Source organism: Mesorhizobium sp. M1182, assembly GCF_040318335.1.
GTDB lineage: Bacteria > Pseudomonadota > Alphaproteobacteria > Rhizobiales > Rhizobiaceae > Mesorhizobium.
The window spans coordinates 13890-35128 of record NZ_JAMYMD010000009.1 but is presented as its reverse complement, the minus strand read 5'-3'; the positions used below and the strand labels follow the sequence as shown (position 1 = coordinate 35128).

The window sequence follows — 21239 nt, the reverse complement described above, 5'->3', positions numbered from 1 at the left end:
AGCTGCTATTCGATGGCAGTGCAAGTAGAGCGAGTGAGACGGTCGGGCGCCGCCAGGCGCCCGCCGCGGATTCTGCCCGCCTTCGTGTCGAAAATTACGGTGCCGATGCGCCGGTTTCTCGGCCATCACATCTTTTCCAGCCTGACGCGGCGTATCCTCTTTCTCAACCTTGCCGGCCTTGCCGTCCTGGTCACCGGCATTCTCTATCTCAATACCTTTCGCGACGGGCTGATCGACGCCCGTGTCGAGAGCCTGATGACTCAAGGCGAGATCATCGCCGGCGCGATCGCCGCCTCGGCGACGGTCGAGACCGATTCGATCAGCATCGATCCGGAGAAGCTGCTCGAGTTGCAGGCCGGCGAAAGCCTCGGCCCGGGTTCCGATCAGCTCGACAATCTCGATTTCCCGATCAATCCGGAGCGCGTGGCGCCGGTGCTCAGGCGGTTGATCTCGCCGACGCGCACACGCGCCCGCATTTACGACCGCGACGCCAACCTGCTGCTCGATTCCCGCCATCTCTATTCGCGCGGCCAGATCCTTCGCTACGACCTGCCGCCGGTCGAAGAGGAGCAGCCGGACCTTCTGGAGCGCATCCAGAAATTCGTCTTTGATTTCTTTCGCAACAAGCAGCTGCCTGTCTATCGCGAGCAGCCAGGTGGCAACGGCGCCGCGTTTCCGGAAGTGGTCAAGGCGCTTACCGGCAGTCCGTCGACGATCGTGCGGATCTCGGAGCAGGGCGAGCAGATCGTTTCAGTGGCGGTACCGATCCAGCGCTTCCGTGCCGTTCTCGGCGTGTTGATGCTGTCGACCGAAGGCGGCGACATCGACAAGATCGTCGCGGCCGAGCGCAAGGCGATCCTGCGCGTATTCGGCATTGCCGCCCTGGTTACCGCCATCCTGTCGATGCTGCTGGCCTCCACCATCGCCAACCCGCTGCGCCGGCTTTCCGCGGCGGCGGTCAGGGTTCGCCGCGGCGTCAAGAACCGCGAGGAAATCCCCGACTTCTCCGATCGCCAGGACGAGATCGGCAATCTGTCGATCGCCGTGCGCGACATGACCAATGCGCTCTACGCCCGCATCGAGGCGATCGAAAGTTTTGCCGCGGATGTCTCGCACGAGTTGAAGAACCCGCTTACCTCGCTGCGCAGCGCGGTGGAGACATTGCCGCTGGCCAGGAACGACAATTCGCGCAGCCGGCTGATGGATATCATCCAGCACGATGTGAGGCGGCTTGACCGTCTCATCACCGATATTTCCGATGCCTCCCGTCTCGATGCCGAACTGGCGCGGGAAGATGCAGGAACCGTCGACCTCAAGAAGTTCATCACCGATCTGGTCGCCGTCTCGCGCGAGGCCACGCGCAACAAGAAGGCGGTCGAGATCGAATTCAAGGTCGCCAAACTGCCGCAGGGCGTGAAAGGCTACTTCGTCGTCGGTCATGATCTGAGGATCGGCCAGGTGATCACCAACCTGATCGAGAATGCCCGCTCGTTCGTTCCCGAGGAACGTGGCCACATCACCATATCGCTGGCGCGCGCCGGCAAGTTCAACATCGTCACCATCGACGACAATGGACCCGGTATCCGGGCCGATAACATCGACCGCATTTTCGAGCGGTTCTATACCGATCGGCCGGCCGGCGAGGCGTTCGGTCAGAACTCGGGCCTTGGCCTGTCGATATCCAGGCAGATCGTTGAAGCCCATGGCGGCACGCTGAGCGCCGAGAACATCCCGGGCACCAAGCCTGGCGAGATCAAGGGCGCGCGCTTCGTGGTGACGCTGCCGGCGGAAGGCTGACGGATGAATTCCAATCACGCCTGGTCCTATTGTGCAGCCTGAAAATATTCACGGCACCGCGATCCTGATGGGTGATCGCGGCATTCTCATCACCGGACCGTCCGGTTTGGGCAAGACGACGCTGGCGCTCGCCCTGATCGATCATTGCAGCCAGCGTGAGCTGTTTTCCCGGCTGATCGGCGATGACCAGCTCTATGCTGCAGATTGCGACGGGCGGCTGGTCTGCCGCGCACCAGTCAGCATAGCCGGCCTCGTCGAGGTGCCGGGATTCGGCCCCAAACCGATACAGTTCCAGCCAAGCTGCGTGATCGACCTCATTATCCGGCTGGTGCCAGCCGGCAAAATGGCCCGCTTCCAGGAAGACTGCAGCGAACTCGTTGTCGGCGTACGAGTGCCGCGCATCGATCTTGCCGGGCGCAATGTAGCGGCGGCCTTGCCGGCATTGATGTCGCGCCTGTCGATTGCACCTTTCCTGTGATCCGATTTCGATTTTTTGCTGCAATGCGTCAAATTGGCTTGGGCCGGCGCAATTTTGGGCTTGTCAACGGGCCTTGCGTCGACAAGATAGCGCTCCCGCCACCTGGAATGGTCGGCGAGCATAAAATGCGCCTGTGAAGCGGCGATGACGGGAGCCACCAAAGAATGATCGGACTCGTGCTTGTAACGCACGGTCAACTGGCCGCCGAGTTCCGCAATGCCGTGGAACATGTCGTTGGGCCACAAGACAATTTCGAGACCGTGGCGATCGGTGCCGACGACGATATGGAACAGCGCCGCCGCGACATTATCGAGGCAGTCGGCCGCGTCGATACGGGATCAGGCGTCATCGTTTTGACCGACATGTTCGGCGGCACGCCCTCTAACCTCGCCATTTCCGTGATGGAATCCGGGCGTATCGAGGTCATTGCCGGCATGAACCTGCCGATGCTGATCAAGCTGTCCAGCGTTCGCAAGGGCGACAACATGACGGCCGCGCTGGATGAGGCGCAGGCTGCCGGCCGCAAATACATCAATGTCGCCAGTCAACTCCTGAGCAGCAAATGAGCGCGCTGTTGCCGGAAAAGGACAAGATCGTTCGCGACTTTCCAATCGTCAACCAGCGCGGCCTGCATGCGCGCGCCTCGGCCAAGTTCGTTCAAATCGCCAGCGGCTTCAACGCCACGGTCCAGGTCGAGAAGGACGGCGTCAAGGTCGGCGGCACCTCGATCATGGGCCTGATGATGCTGGCGGCGAGCCCCGGTTATTCGATACGCGTCACCGCCACCGGCCCGGAGGCCGAAGAGGTCATCGATGCGCTGGAGCAACTGGTTGCTTCCCGTTTCGGCGAGGAGTGCTGACGGCTTCGCCGACGGCACCTGCTACGGCATGTTCGGGCGCAACCTTGCGGCGGTGAAGGAAATCGCATTTTTGCGCGACCGTCGCGTATTTTGTTCTTGCTTTGTGCCGGCAGCTATGCTACTAATTTCGCTATGGTGCCAATTGGCCCCGAAGACCCGCCCGCCGAGGCGGGTTTTTGTTTCCGGCTTTGAAAGTGTTGCCGATTTGAGGTCTGAGGGACGGCCACCTTGGACAGCACCCCTTCTGCGCGCTCTCATGGCCGCCGCCGCTGAAGACATGCACGGATAAAGATTTCTTTATATCCCATTGTCGTCCCACTCCCGATCTGCTAGTCAGGCCGGCAACTCGCGCCCTCCGAAATGCCTTCGGGGCGGGCGCGTCCCGCAATCAATTCGCATCGGAGCACTGCCATGACGGGTAGCAAGGACTATGTGGTCGCTGACATCGCGCTTGCCGGCTGGGGCCGCAAGGAGATCGAGATCGCCGAAACCGAAATGCCCGGCCTGATGGCCTGCCGCGAGGAATTCGGCGACAAGAAGCCGCTCAAGGGCGCGCGCATCACCGGTTCGCTGCACATGACCATCCAGACGGCGGTGCTGATCGAAACGCTGAAAGCGCTCGGCGCCGACATCCGCTGGGCTTCCTGCAATATCTTCTCGACCCAGGACCACGCTGCCGCGGCCATTGCCGAGGCCGGAATTCCGGTGTTTGCCGTCAAGGGCGAGACGCTGGAGGATTATTGGGTCTACACCGACAAGATCTTCCAGTGGGCCGATGGCGGCACCTCCAACATGATCCTCGATGACGGTGGCGATGCCACCATGTACATCCTGATCGGCGCCCGCGCCGAGGCCGGCGAGGATGTGCTGTCCAATCCGGGCAGCGAAGAGGAAGAGATCCTGTTTGCCCAGATCAAGAAGCGCATGCAGGCATCGCCCGGCTTCTTCACCAAGCAGAAGGAAGCGATCCGCGGCGTCACCGAAGAGACGACGACCGGCGTCAACCGGCTCTATCAGTTGCAGAAAAAAGGCCTGCTGCCGTTCCCGGCGATCAACGTCAATGATTCCGTCACCAAGTCGAAATTCGACAACAAATATGGCTGCAAGGAATCGCTTGTCGACGGCATTCGCCGCGGCACCGACACGATGATGGCTGGCAAGGTCGCGGTTGTCTGCGGCTATGGCGACGTCGGCAAGGGCTCGTCGGCTTCGCTCAAGGGCGCCGGCGCCCGCGTCAAGGTCACCGAGGTCGATCCGATCTGCGCGCTGCAGGCGGCGATGGACGGTTTCGAGGTGGTCACGCTCGAAGACGCGGCGCCGACGGCCGACATCGTCATCACCACCACCGGCAACAAGGACGTCGTTACCCTCGACCACATGCGCCTGATGAAGGACATGGTGATCGTCGGCAACATCGGTCACTTCGACAACGAGATCCAGGTGGCCTCGCTGCGCAACCTGAAATGGACCAACATCAAGCCTCAGGTGGATATGATCACCTTCCCGGACGGCAAGCGGATGATCCTTTTGTCGGAAGGCCGCCTGCTCAACCTCGGCAACGCTACCGGCCACCCGAGCTTCGTCATGTCGGCGTCCTTCACCAACCAGGTGTTGGCCCAGATCGAGCTGTACACCAAGCCCGGCCAGTACGAGAACCAGGTCTACGTCCTGCCGAAGCATCTCGACGAAAAGGTCGCGCGCCTGCATCTCGACAAGCTCGGTGCCCGCTTGACCGAACTGTCCGGCGAACAGGCCGCCTATATCGGCGTCACTCCGCACGGACCGTTCAAGCCGGAACACTACCGCTATTAGCCACGGCGAAACTTGCCACTAGATATTGAAGCCGGGCGATTGACTTTTCGCCCGGCTTTATTTTTGCGCTGATTGATTCTTCACGCCGATTCGCGCAAGCGCTATGGTGCTGATTCGCGGTCCGGGGACGAGGCCCGGGCGCACGCATCAGGGCGGTCTTGCATTCAGGCGGCGAAGAGGACCAAGACATGCCGGGGGATAACCCGCCTTGCGCGGGACAGGCCGTTTCCGGCGGCCATAACGATTCGATCACGGGCTCCGCTGCCAGAGGCGGCAGCCTTCTATGGCGCGCCGGCAGCCGTGTCGGGGTGCTGCTTGCTTCTTCCGCGCTGGTTGGTCCGCTGCTTGGCTTTACTGCACATGCCCAAACCCGCGTGGCGCAAAAGGCCGGGCTGTCGGTCAGCACGGTCGAGGTCATGCAACTCGCCATGTTCGTCGGCGTCATGGGGGCGGCATTGCTGTCGGCCATCTTTCTGATCCGCGAACGGGCGCGCACCGCGGCGGAAAATGCCGAGCTCAGGACCCGTATCGCCGACGTCAATGCCGCGCTGCAGCGCTCGGAGGCGCTGCTCCATTCCCGCGATCAGCGCGTGGTGGTATGGGCGGCCGAGAACAAGAAGCCCGAGCTTGTCGGGACATTGCCGATCGAGAGCGGCGCGCCGGAGGACCGGGCGGCCTTCCTGGCTTTCGGCCGCTGGCTGATGCCGCGTTCGGCGGCCGCACTCGAACATGCCGTCGCGGCACTGCGGGACAAGGCAAAGCCGTTCGATCTGGTCATCGAATCGCAGGCCGGCCAGCCGCTCGAGGTTCACGGCCGCAAGAGTGCGGCGCATGTGCTGGTTCGCTTCGTCTCGCTTTCGGAGACACAGCGAAGCCAGGCCAGGCTGAAGATCGAGAACCAGCGCTTAGCTGCCGACCATGAGACGCTGATCGGTCTTCTGGATGCGCTCAAGATGCCGTCATGGCTGCGTACTGTCGACGGGCGGCTGAAATGGGTCAACCGCGCCTATGCCGAAGCGGTCGAGGCCGAGAATGCCGAAGCGGCGGTCCGCGATGGCAAGGAATTCCTCGGCGGCCAGGCGCGCGACACGATCGCTGCGCAGCACAAGTCGCGCGCGGTCTTTGAACAGACGCTCTCCACGGTCATCGAAGGCGATCGCCGTATGTTTGCCGTGACCGATTTTGCCGGGGCGGATGGTTCGGCTGGTCTTGCCTGCGACATCAGCGCTATCGAGGCCATTCGCGCCGAATATGAGCGGACCATGCAGAGCCACGCCGACACGCTCGATCAGCTCAACACCGCCGTGGCGATTTTCGACACCGACGAGAAATTGCGGTTTTTCAATCAGGCGTTCCAGAAACTATGGGGCCTCGACAGCGGCTTCCTGCACAGCGCGCCGGACAACGCCTTGCTGCTCGATCGCCTGCGCAGCGAAGGCAAGATCGCCGAGCAGCCCGAATGGCGGCGCTGGAAAGAGAGCCTGCTCGGCGCTTACCGCGCGGTTGAATCGCAGGAGCATTGGTGGCATCTGCCGGACGGCAAGACCATTCGCGTCGTCGCCAATCCGCAGCCCAAGGGCGGCGTCACCTGGGTGTTCGAGAACCTGACCGAGAAGATGGACCTTGAAAGCCGCTACCAGACCGCCGTCCGGGTCCAGGGCGAGACGCTCGACAACCTCGCCGAAGGCGTCGCTGTGTTCGGCCCCGACGGCAGGCTGAGACTGTCGAACCCGGCGTTCGCGGCATTGTGGGGGCTGGATGCCGATGCCTCAAAACCCAACGTCCATGTCTCGACGATCCGCGACCTTTGCGACCGCCGTGCCGTCGACAGTCCGTGGGGCGGGTTCGTTGCCGCCATCACCGGCTTCGACGACGAGCGCCGCGACCGCCACGGCCAAACCGAATTGAACAACGGCACCGTTTTGCGCTACGCCGTCATCCCTTTGCCCAACGGCCAGGTGATGATGACCTTCGTCGACGTTACCGACAGCGTTAATGTCGAGCGGGCGCTGAAGGACAAGAATGAGGCGCTGCAAAAGTCCGACCAGATCAAGAACGAATTCGTGCAGCACGTCTCCTATGAGCTGCGCTCGCCACTCACCAACATCATCGGCTTTACCGAGCTTCTTTCACTGCCGTCGACTGGTCCGCTGAACCAGAAGCAACGCGAATATATCGGGCATGTCGGCTCGTCCTCCTCGGTCCTGCTCACCATCGTCAACGACATCCTCGACCTGGCGACGGTGGATGCCGGCATCATGGAACTCGACATTTCCGAAGTTCACATCGATCGAACCATTACGGCTGCCGCCGAACTGGTCGCCGACCGGCTGGAGGAACATGCGATCAAGCTCAGGATCGACGCGGCGGCCGCGCCGAAAACCTTCCACGGCGACGAGATCCGCGTCCGCCAGATCCTCTTCAATCTGCTCAGCAATGCCGCCAATTACGCGCCGGAGGCGAGCACCATAACGCTCGCCTGCCGCCAACTTGCCGACGGCGTGGAATTTTCCGTTCACGATGACGGCCCCGGCATGCCGCCGGACCTGCTTGACTCAGTGTTCCGGCGCTTCGAGCCGCGCACCAATGGCGGCCGCCGCCGTGGCGCCGGGCTCGGCCTGTCGATCGTCAAGAGCTTTGTCGAACTGCATGGCGGCAGCGTCCGCATCGAGACCGGCAGGGATAAGGGCACCACGGTTGTTTGCGCCTTTCCCGACACGCCGTCCGGCATCCGCGCGGCGGCCGAGTAGCGCGTTCGATGGCGGTATTGGTGCTGGAGCGTTTTCTCGCCGACGAGGCTGCGACGGCAAGGTTCGGCGAGGATCTCGCCATGTCGCTGCGCGTTGGCGACGTGCTCGCCCTCAAGGGCGATCTCGGCGCCGGCAAATCGACCTTGGCACGGGCGCTGATCAGGGCACTGGCCGACGATGCCGGGCTCGACGTGCCGAGCCCGACCTTCACGCTGGTCCAGAGCTACGACACGCGTGTGCCGGTTCATCATTTCGATCTCTACCGCTTGGGCACGGCATCCGAGCTGGACGAGCTGGGCTTCGAAGAGGCGCTGACGCAAGGCGCCGCGCTGGTCGAATGGCCGGAGCGGGCAGAGGCATATCTGCCGAAAACCTCGGTGCTGGTCGAACTTCTCCAGCAGGGCGACGGCCGACTGGCGAGACTATCGGGAGAGGGCGCCGCCTTCGAGCGCGCGGCGCGATCGCTGGCAATGCGCGATTTTCTCGGGCAGGCCGGTTGGGGCGAAGCGCAACGACGATATTTCATCGGTGATGCCTCGGCTCGCTCCTACGAGATCGTCACGCTCGCCGGATTTCCGCCGCGCGTGCTGATGAACTCGCCAAGGCTGGTGCTCGGACCGCCAGTCCGCGACGGCAAACCCTATGCCGAGATCGCTCACACCGCGCAATCTGTTTCGGCGTTCGTCGCCATCGACCGGGCCTTGCGGGCCGGCGGCGTCAGCGTCCCGGAAATCCATGCCCAGGATCTCGAGCAGGGTTTTCTTCTGCTGGAGCATCTCGGTTCCCAAGGCTTCCTCGACAAGCGCGGCCAGCCGGTGGCCGCGCGTTATGCGGCGGCGGCCGAACTGCTTGCCATGATGCACGGCAAAACATGGCCGGCCCGCATGCAGGCCGGCCCCGGCGTCTTCCACGACGTGCCGCCTTTCGACCGCGACGCCATAATGATCGAGGCCGAATTGCTGGTCGATTGGTATGTCCCGGCGATATCAGGCGCTCCGCCTAGAGAGGCGCTGCGCGCCGGTTACCGCAGCGAATGGAGTGCGGTGCTCGATCGGCTGGAGGGGCGCGAGTACACGCTGATGCTGCGCGACTTTCATTCGCCCAACCTGATCTGGCGCGCTGACCGTTCCGGTCACGACCGCCTCGGCGTCGTCGATGTCCAGGATGCGCTGATCGGTCCGTCAGCCTACGACGTCGCCTCGCTCGCCATGGACGCGCGCGTCACCATCTCACCTGAAATCGAAAAGCACACGCTCGCCGCCTACATCGCCGCGCGACGTGCTGCCGGTGCCTTCGATGAGAACGAATTCCGCGAAAGCTATGCAATCATGGCCGCACAGCGCAATTCCAAGATCCTCGGCATCTTCGTGCGGCTCGAAAAACGCGACGGCAAGCCTTATTATCTGAAGCATCTGCCGCGCATCCGCGACTATCTTCGCCGGGCACTGGCGCATCCGGCGCTGGCCGGGCTGCAGGATTTCTACATCGCCCACGGCTTGCTGGAGGAACGCTCGATTTGACGGCTAAGGATTTGGGCCTGAAGGCGGCGGATGAGCAGCCGATGCCGACGACCGCCATGGTGCTCGCCGCCGGGCTCGGCAAGCGCATGCGGCCGATCACCGACACCATGCCGAAGCCGCTGGTCAAGGTCGCCGGCAAGACATTGCTCGACTGGGGGCTGGACTGCCTAGCCGGAGCCGGCGTCGCCAAGGCCGTCGTCAACGTCCATTACCTCCCGCAACAGATCGTGGACCATGTAGCCCGCCGCAGTGCGCCGAGAATCGTCATCTCGGATGAGAGTAGGGGCTTGCTTGACTCCGCCGGTGGTATCGTCAAGGCATTGCCCAGATTAGGCGCGCCCTTCTATGTGCTCAACGCCGACACCTTCTGGATCGACAGCGGCGTTTCCAATCTCAGGCGACTTGCCCTTGCATGGGAGGGCGCGACAATGGACATTCTGCTGATGCTTGCGGATCTCCAGTCGGCAACCGGACATAGCGGCGGCACCGATTTCCTGATGGCGCCGGACGGCGCCTTGCGGCGTGCGAACAACGATCCGGCCGGCCTGATCTATGCCGGCGCCGCAATCGTCCATCCGCGCATCTTCAAGGATGCGCCAGCCGGCCCGCTGTCGCTCAACGCCTATTTCGATGCGGCAATCGCCGCCGGCCGCCTGTTCGGCATGAAAATGCAGGGTCACTGGATTACTGTCGGCACACCTGACGCGATCCCGCGGGCGGAAGCAGCGGTCGCCGCCGCGCTTGCCGGCACGCCCAATGCTGTCGGTGAGGCACCCGGCGCTCTTACCGAGTCGAAATGAGCGGCTCCCGCCGCGTTTTCTCGATCCCGCCCGGAGCGCCGTTCCTGCCGACGCTGGCCGAGGCGCTGCTTGCGGGGCGCTTGGTTCCCGGCTTCGCCTATGACGGCGATCCGCTGGCGCTGGCCGATCTCACCATCTATGTGCCGACGCGCCGTGCGGCGCGGGCGCTTCGCGGCGTCTTCGTCGATGCTCTCTCGCGCTCGGGAAGCCGCTCGGCGATCCTGCCGGTCATCCGCCCGCTTGGTGAGTTCGATGAGGATGAAGCCGCCTTCGAGGCAGGAGGTTCGGCCGCCATCGACCTTGCGCCGCCGATCGCCGCGGTCGAGCGTCTTCTGCTGCTTGCGCCGCTGGTGCGGGCGTGGAAACGCCGCCTGCCGGCACATGTCGCGGCATTGTTCGACGAGGAGATCGTCATACCGGCCTCCGCCGCCGACGCCGTCTGGCTGGCGCGCGACCTTGCACGCCTGATGGATGAGATCGACACCGAAGGCACGGATTGGGCAAGGCTCGCCGACCTTGTAACCGGCAATCTTGCAGGCTGGTGGCAGGTGACACTCGACTTCCTGACCATCGTGACGGAGAACTGGCCGAACCTGCTCGAGGAACACCATCGTTCCAATCCGGCCGCGCATCGTAATGCCCTGATAAGGCTGGAGGCGGCGCGGCTGAAGCGTAATCCGCCAGCCGGACCGGTGATCGCCGCCGGTTCCACCGGCTCCATTCCCGCCACGGCCGAGCTGCTTGCCGTGATCGCCGGCCTGCCCAATGGCGCCGTTGTGCTGCCCGGGCTCGACCTGGCGTTGGATGAGCCGTCCTTTGCCGCGATCACCGCACCGGGCGCGCGCCCAGCCGTGCTTGGCCACCCGCAATATGGCCTGGCAAAGTTGATCGGCAAGATCGGCGTGCCGCGCGCCGATGTCGAGGAGATTGCTGTTGCGCCGCGACCGCTTGCGCTGCGCGCCGCACTTGTCGGCGAAGCGCTGCGCCCGGCGGAGACCACCGAGCTCTGGGCCGAGACGCGCGCCCGCTTTAGGGCCGGCGATATTGCCGAGGCCTTCGCCGAGGTGACGCTTCTCGAAGCCGCCAGCGAACGCGACGAAGCCGTGGCGATCGCCGTCGCGCTCAAACAGGCTGTCGAACGGCCCGGCCAGCGCGCCGCACTCGTCACCGGCGACCGCGCTCTGGCGCGGCGCGTCTCAGTCGAGCTGCTGCGCTTCGGCGTTGCCGCCGACGATTCCGGCGGCACGCCGCTGATCAACACACCAGCCGCCAGCCTGCTCAGGTTGGCGCTTCAGGCAGCCTTCCGCCCGGGCGACCCCGTCGCCCTGCTGTCGCTGCTCAAGCATCCCCTGCTTGGCCTCGGCCTGGAGCGGGCAAGCGTGCGCCATGCGGCCGAAATCGTCGAACTTGTGGCGCTGCGCGGTGGCACAGGGCGTCCGGACGTGGCGTCGCTGCCGCAGCTCTTCGACACCCGGCTCCTCGAATTCGACGGCAGCGGCAATCGCCGCCCACCCTTCTGGTGGCCGCGGCTTTCGGTCAGGCGCATCGAACAGGCGCGCGACCTGCTGATCCGGCTAACGGCCGCGCTGGCGCCGCTGGTTGCTTTTCGCGGCGACGAGAATGCCGATCTTGCCACCCTTGTGCGCGCCAGCGTCGTTGCGCTCGAAAGTCTCGGCCGCGCCGCTGACGGCAGCCCGAGCGAACTCTATGCGGGCGATGCCGGCGAAAAGCTCGCCGAGCTCTTGCGCGAGCTGGTCGCGGCCTCGGTGTCGTTCTCCTTCGCCGCTGACGAATGGCCTGACGTGATGGAGGCGCTGATCGCGCCCGAGACGGTCAAGCCGGCGCAGGGCACCGACAGGAACATCGCCATCTGGGGTGTGCTGGAAGCGCGGCTTCAGGATGTCGACACGCTGGTCGTCGGCGGGCTCAACGAAGGCGTGTGGCCGCGCAAGCCGGAGAGCGACCGCTTCATGTCGCGGCTGATGAAGACCGGCATCGATCTTGAACCGCCCGAGCGGCGCATCGGCCTTGCCGCCCATGATTTCCAGATGGCCATGGGCGCCAAAAAAGTGGTGCTGGCTCGCTCCGGCCGCTCCGGCGATGCACCGTCGGTACCTTCGCGCTGGCTGCAGCGCATCCTTACATTCGTCGGCGAGGACCACGCTGCTGCACTTCGCCGGCGCGGCGACGAACTGCTTGCCTGGGCGCGTGTGCTCGATGCCGGCGAAAAGCAGGACTTTGCGCCGCGGCCGCAGCCGAAACCGCCGCTCGCCGCGCGGCCGCACCACTTCTCGGTCACCGAGATCGAAACGCTGCGTCGCGATCCCTATGCGGTCTATGCCAGAAGGATACTCGGCCTGATGCCGCTCGATCCGGTCATTCGCGATCCGGGCGCAGCCGAGCGTGGCACGCTGTTTCACGCCATTCTGCACCTTTTCGCAACGACGGTGGCCGACCCGCGCGCGCTGGAGGCGTTGGATGGGCTTATTGCCGCCGGGCGCTCCTGCTTTGCCGAGGCGGCCCTGCCGGCCGATGTCGAGGCGGTGTGGTGGCCACGCTTCGAAAAGCTTGCCGTCGGCATCATCGAATGGGAGCGCGGCCGGGCCGCAGCCGTGGCACGGCGGTACGCCGAGGAACGCGCCGAAAAGACCGGTGTGGGCCGATCCGGTGTGACCCTGTCCGGCTATGCCGATCGCATCGATCTGCTGGCCGGCGGCATGGCCGACATCCTCGATTACAAGACCGGCTCCTCGCCATCCAAAGCACAGGCGCACACGCTGCTCGCGCCGCAACTGGCACTCGAGGGCGCGCTGCTCAGGCGCGGCGCTTTCAAGGAGCTTGGCGCATGCGAGCCGTCGCAACTGGCCTTCGTGCGGCTGAGGCCGAATGGCGAAGTGTTCGAGGAATCCATCCTCGAATACAACCGCAAGCCGCGAACCGCCGCCGATCTCGCCGAAGAAGCGTGGGCGCGGCTGGAAAAACTGCTGATCCACTACGCCGACCCGGCGACCGGCTATCTGTCGCGGGCGCTGCCGTTCCGCGAGGGCGAGACCGACGGCGACTACGACCATCTCGCCCGCGTGCTCGAATGGTCCGCCGGCGGCGACGCCGATGACGAGGGAGGGGAGGCATGAAAAAGGCCTACCCCATTCCAAGCGACACTGCCGCGAGCCAGGCAAGCGCGTCCGACCCGCGCAATTCCGCCTGGGTGTCGGCCAATGCCGGATCGGGCAAGACCCATGTACTCGCCCAGCGCGTTATCCGGCTGTTGCTGCGCGGCACCGATCCGTCCAAGATCCTGTGCCTGACCTATACGCGTGCCGCCGCCGCCAACATGTCGAACCGGGTGTTTTCGACGCTGTCGCAATGGACGGCCCTGGGCGATGCCGAGCTCTCGACACGGATAGAGGCGCTGGACGGCCGCCAGCCCGACCGCGAAACCATGCGCCGGGCGCGGCGGTTGTTTGCCGAGGCGCTGGAAACACCGGGCGGGCTGAAGATCCAGACCATCCACGCCTTCTGCGAATCGGTGCTGCATCAGTTCCCGCTGGAAGCCAATATCCCTGCGCATTTCGAAATGCTCGATCCGCAAATGGAGGCTTCGCTGTTTGCCGCCGCCCGCCGCGACATGATTTCGGGCGGCGTTGCAGGCGATGCGGCATTGTCCGAGGCCTTCGCCACCGTGCTGGAGCGCGGCGGCGAGCATGGGCTCGACGCACTGTTGGCCGAGATCGTGCGCAAGCGCGATGGTTTGCGTGCGTTCATCGCCGCGGCCGGCGGCGATGGTTTTCAGGCGCTGTTCGACGAGTTCCATTTCCGCGCCGGCCAGATGGCCGAAGGTATAGCCGCCTCGGTCTGGCCGCTGCCCGGCTTCCTGCCGGATTATCTCGTCACCTTTTCACGGGCAGCCGAGGCCGCCGATGCGCGCATCGTGCTGAACAATCTGCTGCCATACGCCCGCCTTGCCTTTGCCGAGGAGGATCCGGTACGTCGCCTGAATTTGCTCTCCAAGGCTTTCCTGAGGGCCGACGGCGAGCCTTACGATCCGGCAAAGACGTTTAAGAGGGCATTGCTGGACCGGTTGCCCGATCTTGCCGAACGATATCTGGCGGCGGTCGACGCCATTCTCGAAATCTCCGACCGGCTGGCCTTGTTCAGGATGCTGGAAGGCACGCGTGCGGCGCTGACCATCGCCGACTGGCTGATCGCCCGCTACGAGCAATTGAAGCGCGCGCGCGGCTTCCTCGACTTCAACGACCTGATCACCCGCACGGTCCATCTACTGGCGCGGCCCGACGCCGGCCCATGGGTGCAGTACAAGCTCGACCAGGGCATCGACCACATCCTCCTCGACGAGGCGCAGGACACCAGTCCCGACCAGTGGGAGGTAGTCAAGCGGCTGGCGGAGGAGTTCTTTGCCGGGCTCGGCGCACGCGACGCCGTCCACCGCACCATCTTTGCGGTCGGCGACGAAAAGCAGTCGATCTATTCCTTCCAGGGAGCCGCCCCGGACTCCTTTGCCGACAGCCGGCTTTTGTTTGCCGGCAAAGTCAGATCCGCCGCCGCCGCCTTCGCCGATCTCAAGCTAACCTGGTCGTTTCGCTCGACCGACGACGTGCTTGCGGCGGTGGATCGTGTCTTTGCTGACCCGAACGTGCGGCGCGGCATCAGCCACGATCCCGATCCGCTCGACCACAAGGCGATCCGCAGCGATGCGCCGGGCTATGTCGACGTCTGGCCCTCGCTCGGCGCCGACATCGTCGACGAACCGGACGACTGGACGCAAGCGGTGGATCACGCCCACGCACCGGCGGTGCGCGTTGCCGAAAACGTTGCAGCGACCATTGCCGGCTGGATCGGCGGCGGCGAGGTCATCGAAGGGCGTGGCAAGAAACTCCGGCCCGGCGACGTGCTGGTGCTGGTGCGCAAGCGCGACCGCTTCGTCCATGCGCTGACACGGGCGTTGAAGCGCCGCGACATCCCGGTGGCCGGCGCCGACCGGCTCAGCCTGCCTGGCCATATCGCGGTGAAGGACCTGATCGCACTCGGTCATTTTCTCATCCAGCCCGAGGACGATCTGTCGCTGGCCGCTGTGCTGCGCAGCCCGATCTTCGATGTCTCGGAAGAGCAGCTTTTCGCGCTTGCTGCGGAGAGGCCATCGGGCGTCTCGCTGATCGCCTCGCTGCGCCGGCATGCCGGCGAAAGCGAGGCGTTGGCCGCCGTCGTCAGCCGGCTCGGCACATGGTCGAACGAGGCCGCATTCAAGCCGGTGTTCGAATTCTATGCTGCAGCTCTCGCCCGCGACGGCCTGCGCAAGAAGATGATCGCGCGGCTCGGGCCGGAGGCCGGCGACGTCCTCGACGAATTCCTGAATTTCTGCCTGGCCGAGGAGCGGACCGGCCTGCCGGGACTGGAATCCTTCCTGTCGACGTTGGAAAACGCCGGCCCCGAGATCAAGCGCGAAATGGACCAGACCCGCGACGAGGTTCGCGTCATGACCGTGCATGCCGCCAAAGGCCTGGAGGCGCCGGTGGTATTCCTTGTTGATGGCGGCTCCGCGCCGTTCAGCGACCAGCATCTGCCGAGATTGATGCCGTTCGAAGGCTCGGGCGACTGCTGGGAGGGCAAGGGCTATCTCTGGCGTTCGGCCAGCGATGTCGCAAATGGGTTTTCACGCGCCGCATCGGCCCGCGCCCGCGAGCTCGCCGACGACGAATACCGCCGGCTGCTCTATGTCGGCATGACCCGCGCCGAGGATCGGCTGATCGTCTGCGGCTACCATGGCAAACGGGCGCCGAATACCGGTACCTGGCATTCGATCGTCAGCCGCGCACTGGTCGGTGCCGCAGAGAGCGAAGAACGCCGGCATCCCGCCACTGGCGAGACCGTGCATCGTTTCCAGGTGACGAAACTGCCGCCCATGCCACCGGCGTCAGTGGATGAGGCACGACAGACTGAACGCTTTGCGCCATTGCCGGAAACCCTGTTCCGGCCTCTGCCGCCCTTCGAGGAATTGCCGCGGCCGCTCTCGCCGTCCGGCGCCTCGGTGCTGATCGACGAGGCGCGGCAAGCGGTGGCCGACACGCGTTCGCCGGAGCTGGATGCCGACGCCGAGCCCGGCTTTACCGTCGTGCGCGGGCTGGCGCTGCACAAATTGCTGCAGATGCTGCCCGGCATCGCCGAGGGAACACGCCGGGATGCCGCCGAACGCTATCTGGCAAGAGCCGGCGCGGCATGGCCCGACGACGAGCGCGACAAGGCCCTGGCTGGCGTTTTCAGAATTCTTGCCGACAGCCGCTTCGCGCCGTTGTTTGCGCCAAACTCGCGCGCCGAAGTCGCCATCATGGGCAGCCTGGAGGTAAGGGGCAAACTGCGCTCGATTTCCGGCAAGATCGACCGGTTGGCAGTAACGCCGGACAAGGTTTCGATCGTCGACTACAAGACCAATCGGCCAGCGCCAGCTACGCTCGCCGAAGTGCCGCAAGCCTATGTTCTGCAGCTCGCACTTTATTGCGCGCTGCTTCAGCCGCTCTATCCGGGACGCGAGGTCTCGGCGGCGCTGCTGTTCACCGAGGCGCCGCGGCTGATCGAGCTGCCGGCAGCGGTCATGGACGACGCGCTTGCTAGACTCACGGGAGCGTGACACAACACTTGCTTGAAGACGGACGCGATCACCACCACATTTGGTGCGACGAATAAATCGAAAGGATCTCAGCATGGCCACCGTCAAGGTCGACAAGAGCAATTTCCAGGCCGACGTGCTCAACGCCAAGGAGCCAGTCGTGGTCGATTTCTGGGCGGAATGGTGCGGCCCGTGCAAGATGATCGCCCCGGCGCTCGAGGACATCGCCATCGAACTCGGCAGCAAGATAAAGATCGCCAAGCTCAACATAGACGAGAATCCTGAGCTGGCCGCGCAGTTCGGCGTGCGCTCGATCCCGACGCTGATGATCTTCAAGGGCGGCGAGGTCGCCGACATGAAGGTCGGTGCTGCGCCGAAAACGGCATTGTCGCACTGGATCAACGGCAGTCTCGCCTGATCCGATCAAAATTTTGCAGAAAAGCCCGGCCTCGCGCCGGGCTTTATTGTGGCGTCACCGATCCGCAGATCTGGCACTCGCCACTTGCAGTCTCATGCTCTTGTCTGGCTTAAAGCAGGAGAAGCGATATGACCGGATCCGCCAAGGCCACCGTCTTCATCGACAATGAGCGCGTCATCGTCACCGAATACCGCTTCGCCCCGGGCGACAACACCGGCTGGCACCGCCATGGCCACGACTATGTGATCGTGCCGTTGACCGACGGCAAGGTGAAGCTCCTGACCAAGGATGGCGAATCCTTTGCCGAGATGAAGAAGGGCGCCCCGTATTTCCGCAACGAGGGCGTCGAACATGACGTCATCAGTGCAAACGATGGCGAATTCGCCTTCATCGAGGTCGAGCTGAAGTAGTCCACCAACCATCGGCTGCGCCGCTACAATTGTCCCGGCGAGGCGCGATCACCAATCCGCGACACGATCGCCGCCGACGAATTGTGCGCTTTTTTCAGTGTATTCGAACAGTTCTATCCTCACGCCGTTGGGGTCGCGGATCCAAGCCTGGTAGGTGTCATCGCACGCGCGTTTCTTGGAAGTGACATCAACCCCCTTTGACCTCAGATGGGCGATCGCGGCGTCGATGTTTTCCACTTCGAGGCAGAAGTGGTTGATCTGGTTCAAGTCGCCATAGCTGGCGCCGTCTTTCTGGAACACCTCGACATGGCTACGGCTGCCGCAATTGAGGTAGAAGCCAAAAATCTTCCCGTCGCGCAGGAAATTGAACTGGGTGTCCATGCCGAGGACGTCCCGATAGAAGCTTCGCGTCATCTCCAGGTCATTCGCGAAAATGCAAACGTGTGCGAGCTGCTTTACCTTGATCATGATTGGCTCCTCGCGGTGGTCTGACAAGTGTGGCGTCACCGTGGCCCGGCTGAAGCACGCCTCAAACCGGCGGCGTGCCGTTTTCGGCCAACACCGCGCCGGCCAGGTAAAGTGACCCGCCGATCAGGATGCGCGGCGGCGGTCCGTCCCATGTGTCGCGCAGCAGCATCAGCGCATTGGCGACGGAACTGACCGGTTCGGCCGACAAGCCGGCCTCGATGGCGCGGGTCGCCAGCTCGTCGTTCGGCACGCCCGCGTCGCTCAGGCTCACCGGCACGGTGTAGACATGCCGGACCAGCCCTTTGAAGGCGCGGAAATAGCCGCTCTGGTCCTTGGTGTTGATCATACCCGAGATCAGGAACAGAGGACGCGGGTTCTTTTCCTCCTGCTCGGCCAGCGCCTCGGCGACGACCACGCCGGCGCCGGGATTGTGGCCGCCGTCGAGCCATATGTCGGCGCCCTTCGGCGCCAGTTCGCTCAGCCGTCCTTGCGGCAGCTTTTGCATGCGGCCCGGCCAGGCAACATTCGCCATCGCCTTCTCGGCAGCGCGGTGGCTGATCTCGAAGCCCGCCGCCTTGACCGCCGCGATCGCCGCCGCCGCATTGGCGAATTGATGGCGCCCCGGCAGGCGCGGCGGCGGCAGGTCCATCAATCCGTCTTCGTCCTGATAGACCATGCGCCCGTTTTCCTCATAGGCAAGGAAATCCTGGCCATAGACGAAGGCGGGGCAGTCGAGCCGCTCGGCGGTTTCGATGAGCACCTGCTGGGCCGTCTCACTTTCCTGCGCGCCGATGACGACCGGGCATCCGCGCTTGATGATGCCGGCCTTTTCGGCGGCGATCAGCTCGACGCGGTCGCCGAGATAGGCTTCGTGGTCGAGCGACACCGGCATGATCACCGACACGGCCGGCTCGGCGATGACATTGGTGGCGTCGAAGCGGCCGCCAAGGCCAACCTCGAGGATGACGGCATCGGCCGGATGTTCGGAAAACAGCAGGAAGGTGACGGCGGTGAGGATTTCGAAGACGGTGATCTTCTGGCCTTGATTGGCTTTGGCGACGCAGGCGATGGCTTCGGCGAAGACCTTGTCGTCCACCAGCCTGCCGCCGCCATCTGCGGCCAGCCGGTAGCGCTCGTGCCAGTTCACAAGATGTGGCGAGGTGTGGACGTGGACGCGGTAGCCGGCGGCTTCGAGCAGCGCCCGTGAAAAAGCAGCACAGGAGCCCTTGCCGTTGGTGCCGGCGATGTGGATGACCGGCGGCAGCTGGTCCTGCGGATTGCCGAGCCGCTCGAGCAGCCGCGAAATGCGGTCGAGCGAAAGGTCGAAGCCCTTCGGGTGAAGCGCCATCAGGCTTTCGATTTCGCGGTCGGCGGCAAGCGTGGTCATGGCGAATCCTAGGCGCGCCACGGACGGCGCGCAATCGCAGTTCGTGGCGAATGCGTCAGGCGTGCGGCCGGGCTTCGGCCGGAATCACCGACGGCGGCAAGATTTCCGGTTCCTGAGATTTTTGCTCCTCCGGCAGCTTGAGCAGCATTCTCAGCAGCCGTGCAATGGTCTGGCGCATCTCCAGCCGTGACACCACCATGTCGACCATGCCGTGTTCCATCAGATATTCGGCGCGCTGGAAGCCGTCAGGCAGCTTTTCGCGGATGGTCTGCTCGATGACGCGCGGGCCGGCAAAGCCGATCAGGGCGCCGGGCTCGGCAATATGCACGTCGCCCAGCATGGCATACGAGGCGGTGACGCCGCCGGTCGTCGGGTTGGTCAGGACGACGATGTAGGGCAGGCCGGCCTCCTTCAGCCTGTCGACGCCGACCGTGGTCCGTGGCAACTGCATCAGCGACAGGATGCCTTCCTGCATACGGGCGCCGCCGGAGGCCGCAAACAGGATCAGCGGCCGCTTGCGCTGCAAGGCGACCTCGAAACCATGCACGATGGCGTCACCTGCCGCCATGCCGAGCGAGCCGCCCATGAAGGCAAAATCCTGCACCGTCACCACCACCGGCACGCCCTCGACCGTGCCCAGCGCATTGATGATGGCGTCTTCCATGCCGGTCTTGGCCTTGGCATCCCTCAGCCGGTCTACGTAGCGCTTCTCGTCGCGGAACTTGAGCGGATCCTGAACGACCTTGGGGTTTTCCAGCGTCTCGTATTTGCCGTCGTCGAGGAAGAATTTCAGCCGTTCCTTAGCCGATATCTTCATATGGTGGCCGGAGGACGGGATGACGAACTGGTTCTGCTCCAGATCCTTATGGAACACCATTTCGCCGGTCTCGGGATCCTTGATCCACAGGTTTTCCGGCATGTCGGTGCGGCGGCCGAGCATCGAATTGATCTTCGGGCGGACGTAATTGGTGATCCAGTTCATCGCTTCGGCTCCTGTCCTTACGAAGAGTTAGACCATGATCCCGAAAAGTGGAAACCGGTTTTCGCTGGAGATCATGGCCAACCAGAAGATCAAGATTATTCGGCGGCAGCAAGGCGAGCCGCGCGAACCCCTTGCGAAAGCCCGCTGACCAGCGTGGCGACGGCCTCGGCCGGATCGGCGGTCTTTTCGCCCTTCGGCCCGAGCACGTTGGCGACGGCATTGACAATCGCGGTGCCGACAACGACGCCGTCGGCCGACGCGCCGATGGTGCGCGCCTGCTCTGCGGTCTTGACGCCGAAGCCGACGCAGACCGGCAGGTCGGTATGGCTCTTGATGCGCTTAACCGCTGCCGCCAGCTTGCCGGTGTCGGCCAGCGCCGAACCGGTGATACCGGTCATCGACACATAATAGACGAAGCCGGAGGTGTTCTGCAGCACCTTGGGCAGGCGCTTGTCGTCGGTGGTCGGCGTCGCCAGCCGGATGAAATTGATGCCGGCCTTGAGTGCCGGGATACAAAGTTCCTCGTCCATCTCAGGCGGCAGGTCGACGACGATCAGCCCGTCTATACCGCTGGCCAGCGCATCGCTCAGGAAGCGCTCGACGCCGTAGATGTAGATCGGATTGTAATAGCCCATCAAGACGATCGGCGTTTCACTGTCGCCGGCGCGGAATTCCGAGGCCATCTTCAGCGTCTTGACCAAAGTCTGGCCGCCCTTCAGCGCCCGCAGGCCGGCCGCCTGGATCGCCGGGCCGTCGGCCATTGGATCGGAAAACGGCATGCCTAACTCGATGATGTCGCTGCCGGCGCCGGGCAGCGCCTTCATGATCGACAGGGACGTGTCGTAGTCCGGATCGCCGCCCATGAAATAGGTGACGAGTGCCGGTCGCCCCTCGGCCTTCAGCTTTGCCATGCGGCGGTCGATACGGGTGGCCATG

At 64.1% G+C, this 21239-nt stretch carries 16 protein-coding genes; 12 read left to right on the top strand and 4 right to left on the bottom strand.

What is annotated here, in order from left to right; genetic code table 11:
- Positions 1-12: 12 nt before the first annotated feature.
- The 12 genes from NKH33_RS13265 to NKH33_RS13210 all read left to right on the top strand — a co-directional run bounded on the left by NKH33_RS13265 (position 13) and on the right by NKH33_RS13210 (position 17466).
- Positions 13-1797, top strand: coding sequence for a sensor histidine kinase (locus tag NKH33_RS13265; protein WP_023677548.1), 1785 nt, complete (start codon positions 13-15; stop codon positions 1795-1797).
- Between the two features lie 31 nt (positions 1798-1828).
- The gene (locus tag NKH33_RS13260) at positions 1829-2275 is read left to right on the top strand and encodes an HPr kinase/phosphorylase (protein WP_352919876.1); all 447 of its coding nucleotides are present in this window, start codon (positions 1829-1831) and stop codon (positions 2273-2275) included.
- A gap of 164 nt (positions 2276-2439) precedes the next feature.
- Positions 2440-2841 carry a PTS sugar transporter subunit IIA gene (locus NKH33_RS13255; protein ID WP_023677550.1) on the top strand — a complete coding sequence of 134 codons (402 nt, stop codon included), beginning with the start codon at positions 2440-2442 and terminating at the stop codon, positions 2839-2841.
- Positions 2838-3134, top strand: a complete 297-nt coding sequence (locus NKH33_RS13250; RefSeq protein ID WP_023677551.1) for an HPr family phosphocarrier protein — start codon at positions 2838-2840, stop codon at positions 3132-3134. Before NKH33_RS13255 ends, NKH33_RS13250 begins: the two co-directional genes overlap by 4 nt.
- A gap of 411 nt (positions 3135-3545) precedes the next feature.
- Entirely contained in the window at positions 3546-4946 is a 1401-nt protein-coding gene (gene ahcY, locus NKH33_RS13245) for an adenosylhomocysteinase (protein WP_352832573.1), read from the top strand.
- Positions 4947-5134: 188 nt separating this feature from the next.
- On the top strand, positions 5135-7696 hold the full coding sequence (locus NKH33_RS13240; RefSeq protein WP_352472571.1) for a sensor histidine kinase: 2562 nt from the start codon (positions 5135-5137) through the stop codon (positions 7694-7696).
- 8 nt (positions 7697-7704) lie between these two features.
- The gene (tsaE, locus tag NKH33_RS13235; protein ID WP_352919873.1) at positions 7705-9216 is read left to right on the top strand and encodes a tRNA (adenosine(37)-N6)-threonylcarbamoyltransferase complex ATPase subunit type 1 TsaE; all 1512 of its coding nucleotides are present in this window, start codon (positions 7705-7707) and stop codon (positions 9214-9216) included.
- Between the two features lie 56 nt (positions 9217-9272).
- Complete coding sequence (locus tag NKH33_RS13230; protein WP_352540039.1) at positions 9273-10016, top strand: nucleotidyltransferase family protein; 744 nt, start codon at positions 9273-9275, stop codon at positions 10014-10016.
- Positions 10013-13150, top strand: a complete 3138-nt coding sequence (gene addB / locus NKH33_RS13225) for a double-strand break repair protein AddB (RefSeq protein ID WP_352919870.1) — start codon at positions 10013-10015, stop codon at positions 13148-13150. Before NKH33_RS13230 ends, addB begins: the two co-directional genes overlap by 4 nt.
- Positions 13147-16659, top strand: coding sequence for a double-strand break repair helicase AddA (gene addA, locus NKH33_RS13220; RefSeq protein ID WP_352919867.1), 3513 nt, complete (start codon positions 13147-13149; stop codon positions 16657-16659). The genes addB and addA overlap by 4 nt, the downstream gene beginning before the upstream one ends.
- 73 nt (positions 16660-16732) lie before the next feature.
- Positions 16733-17056 carry a thioredoxin gene (trxA, locus tag NKH33_RS13215; RefSeq protein WP_023677558.1) on the top strand — a complete coding sequence of 108 codons (324 nt, stop codon included), beginning with the start codon at positions 16733-16735 and terminating at the stop codon, positions 17054-17056.
- A 128-nt stretch (positions 17057-17184) separates the two neighbouring features.
- On the top strand, positions 17185-17466 hold the full coding sequence (locus NKH33_RS13210) for a cupin domain-containing protein (protein WP_023718287.1): 282 nt from the start codon (positions 17185-17187) through the stop codon (positions 17464-17466).
- Between the two features lie 48 nt (positions 17467-17514).
- Here the strand turns inward: NKH33_RS13210 and NKH33_RS13205 are convergent, their stop codons facing one another.
- From NKH33_RS13205 to trpA, 4 genes are all read right to left on the bottom strand, one after another.
- Positions 17515-17934 carry a VOC family protein gene (locus NKH33_RS13205; protein ID WP_352769627.1) on the bottom strand — a complete coding sequence of 140 codons (420 nt, stop codon included), beginning with the start codon at positions 17932-17934 and terminating at the stop codon, positions 17515-17517.
- A gap of 61 nt (positions 17935-17995) precedes the next feature.
- Positions 17996-19321 carry a bifunctional folylpolyglutamate synthase/dihydrofolate synthase gene (locus tag NKH33_RS13200; RefSeq protein ID WP_352832557.1) on the bottom strand — a complete coding sequence of 442 codons (1326 nt, stop codon included), beginning with the start codon at positions 19319-19321 and terminating at the stop codon, positions 17996-17998.
- Between the two features lie 55 nt (positions 19322-19376).
- Complete coding sequence (accD, locus tag NKH33_RS13195; RefSeq protein ID WP_352682217.1) at positions 19377-20303, bottom strand: acetyl-CoA carboxylase, carboxyltransferase subunit beta; 927 nt, start codon at positions 20301-20303, stop codon at positions 19377-19379.
- A 95-nt stretch (positions 20304-20398) separates the two neighbouring features.
- Positions 20399-21238 (bottom strand): tryptophan synthase subunit alpha, encoded by an 840-nt coding sequence (trpA, locus tag NKH33_RS13190; RefSeq protein WP_352919864.1) that lies wholly within the window; start codon positions 21236-21238, stop codon positions 20399-20401.
- Position 21239: the final 1 nt, after the last annotated feature.